The organism is Bacillus sp. CHD6a (assembly GCF_001293645.1).
Classification (GTDB): domain Bacteria; phylum Bacillota; class Bacilli; order Bacillales; family Bacillaceae_I; genus Sutcliffiella_A.
The window spans coordinates 73885-86755 of the sequence record NZ_LBMD01000001.1 but is presented as its reverse complement, the minus strand read 5'-3'; the positions used below and the strand labels follow the sequence as shown (position 1 = coordinate 86755).

The window sequence follows — 12871 nt, the reverse complement described above, 5'->3', positions numbered from 1 at the left end:
AATATTCACCCCTTGTTTGTCGTACTTTTACCCCTGTTCAGATACCTAATAGTAGGGAAAAGTAGTGAAGTTACAAAAAACCAAACTTCAAAACTTTCCTAACCAATACAATTAGACGGGGGAAAATGAAAATGACAGTTGCTAAATTGAAAGAGTATATTGATAGAGAAACAGGGGAACTGGTACGAGGTAATTTACTAGAAGAAGGTTTTGAAGGGAAAGTCATTACACAAGAATCACAGGACAAGATTCTAAAATATCACGCTGAAAAGAAACAATACGATAACTATAAAGATATTGCCGGGGGTTTCACTTTTATGTTAATAGATACATTGAAAGCTTTTAATGAAGATATTAGTTTTACAGATATGGAAAAAGCCAGAATTATGTTCTTAGGTAGCTATGTATCATATGAATCACATGGTAGATACTTAATTACGAACAATAACAAATGTATCCTAAAAAGCGATTTACAGGAATTGCTTGAAATTAAGGGTAAGAAAGAATTTTACAATCTATATAACAAGATGGTCGAAGCGGGAATTATTGAAGAAGAAGTAAAAAGTCGTTACGAGATACGTCTGAAATGGAATAGCAGCTACCATTTCAAAGGCACGTTAAAAGGTGCTGGTGTATCTTCTGCTGATACTGTTAAAACATATGATAGACAGATTCAAGAGTTATACAAGGCAAAAGGGAAAAATGGCAAAAGCATTAATACACCAAAGAATCTTTACATTATGTTTATGATGCTTCCTTTTCTTCATATTGAATCAAGTGCATTATGTAAATATCCTAATAATCCAATAGAAGAAGGTTCAGAACCACTTCAACTGAATGAACTGGCGAAAATGTTTGGTTATAAACCATCAGCATTCAGAACCTTACTATTAAAATGCACCTTATTTAAAACTAATGTATTTTTAATTAGTGAAGGCATTGATGCTGGTGAAAGATATACAAGAATATTTGTAAATCCATTTGTAGCATCCAGAAGCCATAAAGCACCTAATCCGTCCTTACTGGCTATGTTTCCTAATATAGGGGAAGCTATTGTGAAGAATATTATGGATAAAAAAAAATAAAGGAGATAAACAACTCTCTCCTTTATTGAAGATTATCCATCCGAGAACTCTTCCTGAACTTCTTCAATTAATTTCAATAACGTATCACTTCTTTTGGAATTAGAAGTCATTCTTATACTGTTTTCTAGTAAGTATTTTTTGAATTCTTTATCAGCAAAAATTTCTTCTGATGATAATAACTTATTTTTTTTATTTTTTGAAACATATTCTCTCATTTTATCCTTAATAAGACTTTCTGTAGATTTTTTAAACTTGTAATCTTCTGAAGGAGATACAACGAAAGAATCGGAGTAATAATTTTTTGAAGCAGATACTTCTTTCTTTACAGATGTCAATTCTCTTCTAATAAGACTTAACTCTTCCAAAAGAAATTCGGTTGGTTCACTAATAGTTTTTTGGTCTAAAGAAGGTACTTTAAATTGTCCAAAATTCCCCAAAAAAGTCGAGAAATCAGGAGTTGATTGTGCTTTCTCATACGTTGCATTTATTCTCCTAGCTAATTCTTCCTTAAAGTGAACTACTTTAGAAAACCTTAAATCTTTTGGATAAGTAATGTGTTCAATAACTCCGGTATCAAAAATAAAATCCGTCTCATCATCTTTAATTATAATTGTCGGTTTATCGAATGTTAACCTCATTCCCAATTCAAACATTACATTTGGATTCCTACCACTAATATCACAAACTACTATGTCTGCATTATAAATGTTCTGTACTATCCTTTTATGTATTACATCAATTTCTCCATCAGAATCACTTACAATATCTGTTTTAAATTTTATACCTTCTATTATGCTAGTGGCTTCTGTAATTATCGATTTAACTTCTGCCCAATGTTCCGCAGAATAACCAGGCATTGATGCTATCGGCATAATGATACCACATCTTCTAACTATATCTTTTTTCAATTTACAAACCCCTTTAAATTTTAAATGAATCTATTTGTTTAGTATTTCTTTCGCAGCCACTAATGAAAAATTAAATTGTTTATTTTGGAAAAGTTTATCTGTAATTAACTCTTCTTTAATTCCTAATTCTTTATACAGGTAAATTGTAATTAGGGCGTTCATTCTTTCAATGGCAAAATATTGTTCTTGTCCACTAAGTACAAATTTTTTATTGGATTTATCATAATGAGTAAGATAATTCCTTGTATCTACCAGTTGTAAAATAAAACGCTTTCTATTATCACTATTTCCTATTAAAGTTGTTTTATTATTCTGACTTAAACCATTTATCAATTCTTTTAATCTTTTACTTAAAGAATATTCATTTGCAAACGCTAATTTATTCTCAAGGATTTCAATAAAGTCCTTATTAAATTCATTATCATTTAAAATATCTCTTAATTTTTCAACAGACTGTGTATATTCAGCATCTTCAAACATGATACCTTCTTTTGTATTACGATGGTAAACTTCAAGTGTTTGAACTGCGTTTAAAAACTTCTTTTCAAGATACATTTTGCTATAAAAATTACTTAAGTAAAGGTTCAATACTTCCTTTAACTTTTCTCTTTTGCTAAACCACGAATTTAATACTGCTGAAAGGTTATGTTCAATCTCATGTAAATTTACCAACACATCAAAGCTTTCAAATTTCTTAGGTTGCTTAACTTCTTTTTGTACAAAAAACAAATGATATTTTTTTCGGGTATTCACATTCGGATTATCTATTTCACCATAAAGAATTATAGAATCGAAGTAGGTAGAAGTTCCAAGAAAGAGTGTAAATAAGTTCCTCAAACTATACATCTGTTTTTCAAACCAGGATGCAGTTTGAAACACAGTAGGAATTATGTTAAAACCACCCCTATAAACCCATTTTATGTCTTCATTAACGTTTCCGCTAAGATTAGTAGTATATGCTTCTTCAACGCTAGCATTAATAGAATCAACATGTACTTTAAAGAGGTTAGGTTTGGTGAATTTAATATTGTCAATCCCCTTTACCTTATCATCTTCAATTAATACAGTTCTAGTAAAGGGTACTTTTGCCGTCCATTTATTAAATAAAGTAGGGTAAAATATCATCGAGTGAAAATTAATTAAATCATTCTGTTTATTAAAATGTCCCCCAACTATAAATTTTTGAATACTATAAGTTTCTGTTGAGAACCCTGGGATATGTGTGTTGGAATTTATTTTTATAGAATCAAATAATGTTATTTTCTCACCCTTATCTGTAAACCCTAAGATACAACTTGTATCAAACGTATCTGAATTAAAATATAAACTTCTTCCTTCTGAATTATTCAAATCCCCAATAAGTTCTAAAGTAATTTTGTCATGCTTATAGAATAAAATACCTGATACTTTTTTATCACTATTAGGCAACCACCAATTACCTTTTAATTCAAATTCATTAAACATTGATTGTTTACTTGCATGTACGCTAGCCAAATTGAGTTCACCCCTTTAATAACTTTAGAAGTATCTATTCGGTTTTCATTTAGTCCTAATCTTATAGAAAGCATCAATTGCAGATAACAAGTTATAAAATATCCAATCAAAGTAAATGCCTGTAGGATAACCTTTCTTTTGTTTCATATCACTGTGTCTAATGTTAAATCGGTTTAGCAAATCAAAAAGTTCTGATTCATCCTTACCCATAAACTCTGTCTTAAGTTCTTTTCTGTTTTCTTCAAGTACCCTTCCCAAAATTAATAAGGCATTCCTCCTATCTGTTTCAGAAGATTTATGGTGTAAGAATAATGCTTTAGCTTTCTCCACTTCATTACTGTTATTTACATCATCTAAGTTATTTTCATCAATAGTAATTTCAGTGTTCACTAGAATGTCCAAACCATCGGTAACACCTATTCTGATTTCACCTTCTTCAGTCAGATAATAGCCATCATCATACTTAGATAATACTCGATTAATTTTTTTTCGGAAGTCATTTTGATAATCTACTTTTAATGCACCATAATTTAATGGTGCATTAAAAACCATTTTTCCTGAATGTACATCAATATACTCATAAAACAATTCAATTAAATCAAATATATCATCTTCTTGGTAATTAAATTCAGGTTTGAAAGGTAATATATGTACCTTGTTAAATCTTTCAATAGAAAAGAGAGAGTAATCATGTCCTGCTTCATCGAATAACTTTTGAAAACAGCCAAACGGTTTATATTCATTGTAAATCTTATCTAAATAATACCTCATCTCTCTTAATGAAATGCGGTATTTTTCTTTAACTAGACCATTTCTTTCAGAATAGTATTGTTTCTTTTGCAAAAACTCACCCCACTAATTCATTAATTGTTTTGTAAATAGTTATTTTAACCAATCTCGAACTTCTTTTAATCCTTTATAGGTTCTTGCAAACACACTGTTTTCTTCCAAGTAATCAAGTCCTTGAATAGTTATCTTTGCTGAAGAAAAGGAAACAATATATACAACATCATTTGCATACATTACTCCTAAGTTCCTAACAAAACCACAATCCCTTATTAGTTCAGCAAGTTCCCCCCACTGTTCAAATTCTAGTCCATAATCTTCACGCTTTGGTTCGTTACCTTTTTCAATCTCCTTCAAGATACTGTAAATCAATTTTTTTCTATTTATCTCCTTCATCCCCTTTAGCTTAACCTTCTTCAAGTATATAACAATTTTCCCTAATTGTAGCTAAAAACTGCAATTTTATTACAAACAAAATCCACCTGTATGCTTTACAGTTATACGATTCAGATATATTAATAACTAAAATTGTCTGAAAGACAACTATCTATTGTTATAGGTTTGTAAAAAGCAATATTAAAAAGAAAAAGGTGGAGAAAAAATGAAAGAATTAAAAGTTAATTTGTCAGATGTTTGTTATAAAAAGTTAGAATTTATTGCTGAAAGTCAAAACCTTATTTCAGGATTAGATTTTAGCCTTGAAGATACCATAGAAGGTATTATTCATGCACATTATATTTGCCAAATTGAATTTAAACATCAAGAAGAAAGCAAACCTGTTATCTCATTTAAGTTCAATAGTTAATAAAAATGACCGTTGATGATTTACCAACGGTTTTTCTGCTTGTATTCCTATCATTTTTCATTCATAATAAAACCGTGCGATATAAGAGTAAAACCGAAACAGTATTTACAAGAAAACCGAGTAAATGCTGAAATAAACGTTGATTTAACAACCTTTTATGGGGCTGATTGCAATGCTGGTGCTTGTCTCGGTCTTCAAAACCGCTTGTGAGGCGCGTGCCGTCTCAGGTGGGTTCGATTCCCACGCAGTCCCGCCATACATAATCTTCACCAATCCTCAATTAATCATTACAATTATCGAGAAATGTTTTTTTCACATAAAAGAATGGCAGGAACAAGTCCTACCATTTTTCAAGTTGTAATGTTACTCTCCATCCAAAGCCATTTCAGGATTTCGCCCAAACATTACATAGTCTGTGGATATTGGTAAAATGTCGATAATGCTATTAGTGTTTAATAGATTATCAAACGGAGTTCCTCTTACTGTAACAATTTGAGACTTACTGTAAATATCTCCGTTGAAATTAGTCGACATCAAAATACCATTTAAGAACGGATTTTCTTCACTTCCGTAGAAAATGGTTCTTGTCTGCCCTGGAGCTAATGTGAATACCACTTCTCCTGCAAAATTAGCTGGATTGCTTCCTCGACGGACTAGGAGAACTATTTGCAAGCTAGCTGCACTACGGTTGTTAAATGTTTTTTCTGCCATTTTTTCACCCCCTTTTCTTTGAATTACTATATATTATTCTAGTAATTCCAAATTGCTAGGGTAAATATAATAGTCAAATCTATTAAATTTCAAAAAAAAATAAAAGAACACCATCGCATTCTAAATGGAGAATACAAAGGTGTTTCTTAAATTAATCTTGAATATTATGCTCAAACCAACCTACCAAATCTTCTGGCCACTTATCTTCATTTATGATCTTCGGTGTAAAGCCGCCCATTTCAATTAGGATATACCTTGCAGAAGTCTTTATGATAAAATAATCTTCCGTTGGAGTCGGAATAATCTTTTCTATTTCAATATCATGTTTTTGGAGAAAATCTTTAATATCATCCTCTTCCTTCGTGCTCATCGCCTGGGAAGGTGAATCAAAAAGTGTGTCGTTTGATCCCCGTACCATTTTTCTACGTCTTTTTGGTATGTTTTCGTTGATCACTTCTAAGATGCGAATGATTTCAGACAGGCCAATTAAAACCATTCCTGTAACAAGTGACCCCAGAAAAGTAGTAACGAAAAATAAAAAACTGTTTGCTTGTGATCCACCGATAAGCCCAAGCAATAAACCTAGTGCTATTACTATACTACCTACTACTTTAAGTACTGCACCTATTTGATTTTGCATAGTATCTCCCCTTTTCTCTCTATACACTATGTATTCCACTTTCGACAAAAAAATCCTCTTTTGACTATAAATGTTTAATAAAAAAAGAGCCCTGCTCATATAGGCAAGACTCCTAACAAACCATTATTATCTAATTTGACCGTCACCAGTCATTTGGAATTTAACCGTTGTTAATGCAGGTAATCCCATCGGACCACGAGCATGAAGTTTTTGAGTAGAAATACCGATTTCAGCACCGAATCCTAATGCTCCACCGTCTGTGAAACGTGTAGAAGCGTTGTGGTAAACAGCTGCTGCATCTACAAGCTTCATGAACTTGTTGGCAGTTTCTTTGTTTTCAGTGATGATAGCTTCGGAATGCTTCGTACCATATTTATCAATGTGGTCGATTGCCTCGTTACTATCAGAAACCACTTTCACTGCAATATCCAAGCTCAAATACTCGTTTGTCCAATCTTCTTCTCCAGCTATAACTGCTCCAGGAATTGTTTTTACAACTGTGTCGTCCCCGTGCACAGTAATCCCATTTTCCTTGAACATGTTGATTAAAGCTTCTTTATTGGCGTGGAACCATGCTTCATGCACAATCAATGTCTCTGCTGCGTTACAAACCGCCGGACGGTCCGTTTTGGCATTAACCACAATAGATAAAGCTTTCTCCAAATCCGCATCCCTGTCAATATAAAGGTGGCAATTTCCTACACCTGTCTCTAGAACAGGTACTGTAGCATTTTCTACGACTGCATTAATAAGGGACGCTCCTCCACGAGGGATTAAGACATCAATATGCTCTTTCATCGTGAACAACTCTTGAGTTGCTTTGCGGTCGGTACTTGCAATAAATTGCACCGCTTCTTCTGGAATAGAAGTGGTCTTTAACGCTTTGTGAATCACATCTACAATCGCCTGGTTGGAGTTGATCGCAGATGATCCGCCTTTTAGTACAATCGCGTTTCCGGATTTCAACGCAAGTCCAGTCGCATCAACTGTAACGTTTGGACGTGCTTCATAGATCATACCTATAACACCAAGTGGTACGCGAACTTTCTCTACTTGCAAGCCATTTTCCAAAGTCCAGTCCGAAAGAATGTCACCAACAGGATCCTCTAGTTCCGCAACTTCTCGTAGCCCATTAGCAAAATCTGCAATTCGGTCTTCAGATAGTGCCAAGCGGTCCATATAAGCCTCTGTATAGCCTTTTTCGCGTCCTTTATCCAAATCCTTATTATTGGCTTCAAGGATATGGGAAACGTTTCTTTCCAAAGTGTTGGCAATATGCTTAAGAATCTCGTTCTTTTCTTCTGTTGTCAGTAGGCTTACTGCCTTTGCTGCTTTCTTCGCTTCCTTTGCTTGAGTTTCTACATTTGTCTCTACTAATAAAGACATCAAATTCCTCCTAATTTTTATTTCCATACTTAAACCGCTCTCGATTTGCGAACCGGGCTTCGCTTTCCAAGGGGCGCTTGTGGAATCTCCTCGGCTTTACCCGAGGCCACTGAAAAATTGATAACGTAAAGTTTTTATTGATTCCTAGCTGTTGATTGGAGCAAAAGGCGAAGACTCCTGAGGGAGATAAAGGTAGCTTGAGACCCCGCAGCGAATAGCGAGGAGGCTCAAGCACCTTCCCTAGGAAAGCGAAGCCATTTGCGGAAATCAACAGCGGTGTTTAATAAAATTTCAAACTCAAGGTCTTTTTCATGTACCTGCGGGGTCTTCGCTAACCACTACCACGTAAGAGTCTAAACCCGTTGCTACAATCATCAGCTACGCTATCTAAATCCCAACCGGAATGGATGCTTCTAAATGACATACTAAATCGTCATTTTTCACCACTTCTTCGTCGTATTTATCTTTAGTTTGGTCGTACTCTCTTAATTGTTCGGAAGAGTAGTTGACCACGCCAAGTCCAATTCTGTTACCTTCAGAATCTAGAATACGAACGACAGATCCTTCTTGGAAATAGCCTTTCACCTTACTGATGCTTGAAGGTAATAATCTTTGTTTGCCTAGCATGGAAACATCGGCACCTTCTGCTAGTACTACTTCACCCTCTGGTCCTGAGTTAAACGCAATCCATTGTTTTTTGTGGTTTAAGTTCACTGCAGAATCCTTCGATTCAAAATACGTTCCAGTTGCTTCTTTTTCGACTGCTTGCAGTAGAATGTTTGGTACTCCTGCTTTTCCTAAAAACGCAGGTATTCCAGACGCCATGGCAATCTTCACAGCATCAATTTTTGATTTCATTCCGCCTGTACCTACGGAGCTGCCAGGATCTCCTGCTGCCGCTTCGATTTCAGGGGTGATTTCTTCCACCTTGCGTAAAAGAGTGGCATCCGGATTTTTGCGCGGATCTGCATCATACAATCCGTCGATATCAGATAAAATTAGCAACATATCTGCATCAACAAGTCCTGCCACTTTTGCAGAAAGTGTATCGTTATCCCCGAATTTCAGACGGTTTACCGTGACGGTGTCATTTTCATTGACGATCGGTACAATACCACGCTCTAAAAGAACATTTGCGGTGTTGCGCGCGTTATTGTAGCGATTTTCATCCGAAAAATCTTCTCTTGTAATTAATATCTGAGAGGCAACGTACCCGTTAGATAAAAACAGTTCGCTATAAGCCTCCATCAACAAGCCCTGTCCAATGGACGCTGCTGCTTGTTTTTCCGGTAAACTTGTTGGTCGATCCAGGCAGCCTAATTTTCTATATCCTGCTGCCACTGCACCTGAAGAAACCAATAAGACTTCATAGCCTTGATCCTTCAGTTGAGCAACTTCATCAACAAGCCTTTCTAGTTTTCTTCTGCTAATTTCACCATGTGAACTTGTCAATGAGCTGCTTCCAATTTTTATTACTACCCGTTTTGTCTTATTATCGGGGGTCATTCAATCACTCCTGTACTAACATAGTTGTAAAAATTACTGTAAAACCAATTCTTTTTCTTTTTCAGCACTGATTTCTTTTGAACGTTCTGCTGCACCTTTAATGGCTGCTGAGATTGCTTTACCGCCACCATTTTCACTTAATGCTTCCAAGCCAGCTGCGGTGGTACCATTTGGAGAAGTTACTTTCTTACGTAGCGAAGCAGGTTCTTCGTTATTTGTCTGCATCATTTTTGCTGCTCCAAGAATTGTTTGGGCAACTACATCACGGGTTACTTCTTCGTCAAGTCCTGCAGCCTTCGCTGTTTTTTCCATGTGCTCCATTAGATAATAGAAATATGCTGGACCACTTCCGGCTACTCCTGTGAAAACGTCCATTTGCTCTTCTTCAATGGTGTAGACTTTGCCGATTGTTTCAAGGATGACTTTCGTGTCTACCATATGATTCATCCCAACATGCTTCCCTGCTGAAATCGCTGTTGCTGATTCACCAATCATGCTTGACGTGTTAGGCATTACGCGTATAACAGGTTGCCCTGGATTCAATCCTTCTTCCATATAACTAGTGGATACGCCTGCTAATACGGAAAGCAGTAATTGTGACGAATTTAGTTGATCTTTTAATGAAGCTAGTGCAATTTCTATATCTTTCGGTTTCATGGCTAATACGATAATGTCTAGTTCACTCATATTCAAATCCTGCTTCATGACGCCACGAACACCGTATTTATTCTCAAGTTCCATTAATCTGTCGATGTTAGATCTATTACTTACTACAACATTATTGGCAGGAATAATTTCGCTTGCTACAATTCCTGAAATCATCGCTTCCGCCATCGATCCTGCTCCAATAAATCCAATTACTTTTTCTTTCAGCATCTAATCGCCCCCGTCTGTCCGTTCGTTTTTAACAACGTTTATAATCGTAACATGTAGAGGATGTATATCAAGGGTGTTTGCGCAATTAGTTCGCATGAAAGCCAGATAGTGAGTGTAAACGCTACCAATAATATCGACCTTCGTGTAATTCCAGCAGAAGCGTAATAATCGCTGATTATGAGCAAATATGGCCAAATTTGATGATGGATAAATGTGGGATACTACTCTAGAGCTTCATTCCAATGGGTTTTCACATAAATAAACAGTGTACCCACAAAAGGATACACTGCAAAATACATATCTAACTGGCTTTTTTCCACTGCTTCATCACTTTTCGAATTTCCTCCGCCATTGTCCTACAAGCTTCTATTTCCGAAGAGGAGAGTTTCATTTCTCCATATCGCACTTTCGCATACAACTCCATGAAGCTTTGCTTAAATGTGGTCTCCCGTTTTAACCATTCCTCCAATGTTTCATTTGGTAGACGGCCACGGTTCTTTTTCATTGCCAATTGCTCCAACTCAAACATTAGTTTCCTTACTTCATCTTCCGGTGGCTTTTGTTTTCTTCTACCAGCGAATAATCCTTCACCACTTCTTTTGGTCATCGTAGCATTAAATTGCTGTTCAGTCTGTATCTCTCTTTTTTGGTTGTTCACTTTTTTCTTATTTAATAGGAGGTAAAGGACAGATAAGAAAACAATGATACAAACAGCTACCACTACAGGGCTATCAAATAAGCCAGAAGATAAGAGCTCAGCGGTTTCCGTTTCTTCCTCTTCCCCCATCTCAATGGCTCCCTCCTCTTGAGGACCTCCTGACTGAATAGTCCAATCATGCAAACCTAACAGATAAAATATTGGCCTAGCCAGCGTATCAAAAATAATACTAATGCTTACACCAAATAACGAAAGCCCCACTGTTATCAGATATTTACCTACTGTTGCAAAGAATGCAGAAACAGCAACGATGCTTACAATAACGGCTGCAGTCGCACCAACTACCCTTTTTTGCATATAAGGGTTGCCGGTTAAATGAATCACAGCATTTCCACTGTACAAAAAAATAACAAGAGCCAGCTGCGCCCCGAATAGAATCATTAATGTAAGGCCATGAGGATAGTCAACCAATGTTCCAGCACCGTATACAAAAGGCATCCAGATGAATGACATAATCAACAGTGCAAAAGTGGAAATAAACCTTTCCTCTACAAAATACATAAATGCGCGGAAACTAATAATAGACCCGATAATAAGAGAAAGCCCAATGCTATAGGAAGATAGATAAGCAAAAAGAGCTAATAAAGGTGCTATAAGCATGATGGCCACATAGCTACTTGGAAGTTTGTTGTTTAAAAAACCAAAAATCGCGATGGCAAACCCATATGGCAACAAAACACCCGCAAAAGAAGGTAGATTTCCGGAATCTAAGTACAAGAGCAAAATAAAAAAATAAAGTATATTAAGCTCAAGCAATAAATGAATGCAGTTTCTCCATAGATTACCCATTTACAGCCTCCTTCCTTGCTTCAGATCGCCATGTAATTAGATTACAACTATCATCCTTTACATCAAGAAGGTTTACATTTGTGCCAGTGGGCAGCCTCCACCCTTTCAAGCGCTCTTCCTCACCACAAAGAATTACGTATGGTGTATGTGCAGCATGTTGAAAGGTTATTCTTTCAAAAGTTGGCATGCCAATGGACACACTGTTTCCTTGCAATCTCGCCAACATGGTTAACGCAGTTTGCAAATGGCGCTTGCCTTCCCCATAAGGCAGTTCAAAATAACTTGGTGTCCCAACTCTCTTAATGTTTACAAGTAAGGAATAAGGAATATTAAATTTTGTTGCATGATGTAACAAATGGGTAATACCCTTGATTCTCTCTTCTAAATTACCAGATCTAATGTCAAACACAATTAACCAAGAAAATTGAGAAGTCTTTTCATACATTTTGGTCTGAAGACTTGTGACTTTAGCAGAAGCTTTCCAATGAATTCTATTAAAAGAATCCCCGGCTGTATAATCACGGGTACCTATAATTGTGCTAACATCTTCAAAGAGGGACGACCGAGTAGGATAAGTGCCCTGATTCTTTGGCACAATTCTTTCCAAACCGGTTACAGGCATCTGTTCAGAGTAAACCAGCGCTTCAAATTTCGTCAGATCATTCTTTTGGAGATACACTTTTCCAAAATCAATGAAATGAGATATTTGCAGCTCAATATGATGTAATTTAGCCACTCCTCTTTCTAATGCAGTAAAAGGAATTTCAATGACTACTTCACTTTTACCCATTAAGGAAAATGGCAGGTATATCTGGCTAATTCGTGTTCTCCTGTCTCCGTTTTGAAACTCTATGTTATTATCAGCAACAAGTTGGATGCGTCCAGAAAAAATAGGTAACCAGGAAGGTTGTTCGATCTTCAATTTAATAATCCCTGTTTCTCCAGGGAAAACTTTCACTAGCCCGTCCACAATTGTAAGCGTCAGTTTTTTCCCTACATTGGCTAAATAATAGTAGGAGACAACGAAGTACATAAAATACAAGCTTCCCATAAAAAATATGATCGGATGTCCTGTAAAGAAACCGATTGCAATAATGACAAATGCGCATGCTCGGAAATAAATATGGTGCGTCAGGTTATCTACTTGTTGATTCCACCTAGTCATTC

At 35.9% G+C, this 12871-nt stretch carries 13 protein-coding genes and 1 tRNA gene; 3 read left to right on the top strand and 11 right to left on the bottom strand.

Features of this window, described 5'->3' with window-relative positions; all coding sequences use genetic code 11:
• Positions 1-131 precede the first annotated feature (131 nt).
• On the top strand, positions 132-1085 hold the full coding sequence (locus AAV98_RS00495) for a hypothetical protein (RefSeq protein ID WP_060663599.1): 954 nt from the start codon (positions 132-134) through the stop codon (positions 1083-1085).
• Positions 1086-1117: 32 nt separating this feature from the next.
• Here AAV98_RS00495 and AAV98_RS00490 read toward each other — a convergent pair whose 3' ends face one another.
• Genes AAV98_RS00490 through AAV98_RS00475 form a run of 4 tightly spaced genes read right to left on the bottom strand, consistent with a single transcriptional unit; the run spans position 1118 to position 4669 of the window.
• The gene (locus tag AAV98_RS00490) at positions 1118-1993 is read right to left on the bottom strand and encodes a hypothetical protein (RefSeq protein WP_060663598.1); all 876 of its coding nucleotides are present in this window, start codon (positions 1991-1993) and stop codon (positions 1118-1120) included.
• A 30-nt stretch (positions 1994-2023) separates the two neighbouring features.
• Complete coding sequence (locus AAV98_RS00485; protein ID WP_060663597.1) at positions 2024-3487, bottom strand: HEPN domain-containing protein; 1464 nt, start codon at positions 3485-3487, stop codon at positions 2024-2026.
• A gap of 45 nt (positions 3488-3532) precedes the next feature.
• Positions 3533-4330 (bottom strand): hypothetical protein, encoded by a 798-nt coding sequence (locus AAV98_RS00480; RefSeq protein WP_060663596.1) that lies wholly within the window; start codon positions 4328-4330, stop codon positions 3533-3535.
• Positions 4331-4369: 39 nt separating this feature from the next.
• Complete coding sequence (locus AAV98_RS00475; RefSeq protein WP_060663595.1) at positions 4370-4669, bottom strand: YjcQ family protein; 300 nt, start codon at positions 4667-4669, stop codon at positions 4370-4372.
• A gap of 205 nt (positions 4670-4874) precedes the next feature.
• On the opposite strand from AAV98_RS00475, the gene AAV98_RS00470 reads away from it, so the two are divergent.
• On the top strand, positions 4875-5078 hold the full coding sequence (locus AAV98_RS00470; RefSeq protein ID WP_060663594.1) for a hypothetical protein: 204 nt from the start codon (positions 4875-4877) through the stop codon (positions 5076-5078).
• Between the two features lie 159 nt (positions 5079-5237).
• A tRNA-Sec gene (locus AAV98_RS20110) sits at positions 5238-5334 on the top strand.
• A 107-nt stretch (positions 5335-5441) separates the two neighbouring features.
• Here the strand turns inward: AAV98_RS20110 and AAV98_RS00460 are convergent.
• From AAV98_RS00460 to AAV98_RS00430, 7 genes are all read right to left on the bottom strand, one after another.
• Positions 5442-5789 (bottom strand): hypothetical protein, encoded by a 348-nt coding sequence (locus AAV98_RS00460; RefSeq protein ID WP_060663592.1) that lies wholly within the window; start codon positions 5787-5789, stop codon positions 5442-5444.
• 151 nt (positions 5790-5940) lie between these two features.
• On the bottom strand, positions 5941-6429 hold the full coding sequence (locus AAV98_RS00455; RefSeq protein WP_156317542.1) for a hypothetical protein: 489 nt from the start codon (positions 6427-6429) through the stop codon (positions 5941-5943).
• A 126-nt stretch (positions 6430-6555) separates the two neighbouring features.
• Complete coding sequence (locus tag AAV98_RS00450) at positions 6556-7815, bottom strand: glutamate-5-semialdehyde dehydrogenase (protein ID WP_060663590.1); 1260 nt, start codon at positions 7813-7815, stop codon at positions 6556-6558.
• Positions 7816-8202: 387 nt separating this feature from the next.
• The gene (proB, locus tag AAV98_RS00445; protein ID WP_060663589.1) at positions 8203-9321 is read right to left on the bottom strand and encodes a glutamate 5-kinase; all 1119 of its coding nucleotides are present in this window, start codon (positions 9319-9321) and stop codon (positions 8203-8205) included.
• Between the two features lie 33 nt (positions 9322-9354).
• Positions 9355-10197 carry a pyrroline-5-carboxylate reductase gene (gene proC, locus AAV98_RS00440; protein WP_060663588.1) on the bottom strand — a complete coding sequence of 281 codons (843 nt, stop codon included), beginning with the start codon at positions 10195-10197 and terminating at the stop codon, positions 9355-9357.
• A 301-nt stretch (positions 10198-10498) separates the two neighbouring features.
• The gene (locus AAV98_RS00435) at positions 10499-11704 is read right to left on the bottom strand and encodes a hypothetical protein (RefSeq protein WP_060663587.1); all 1206 of its coding nucleotides are present in this window, start codon (positions 11702-11704) and stop codon (positions 10499-10501) included.
• Positions 11697-12869, bottom strand: a complete 1173-nt coding sequence (locus AAV98_RS00430) for a DUF58 domain-containing protein (RefSeq protein ID WP_060663586.1) — start codon at positions 12867-12869, stop codon at positions 11697-11699. The genes AAV98_RS00435 and AAV98_RS00430 overlap by 8 nt, the downstream gene beginning before the upstream one ends.
• Positions 12870-12871 lie beyond the last annotated feature (2 nt).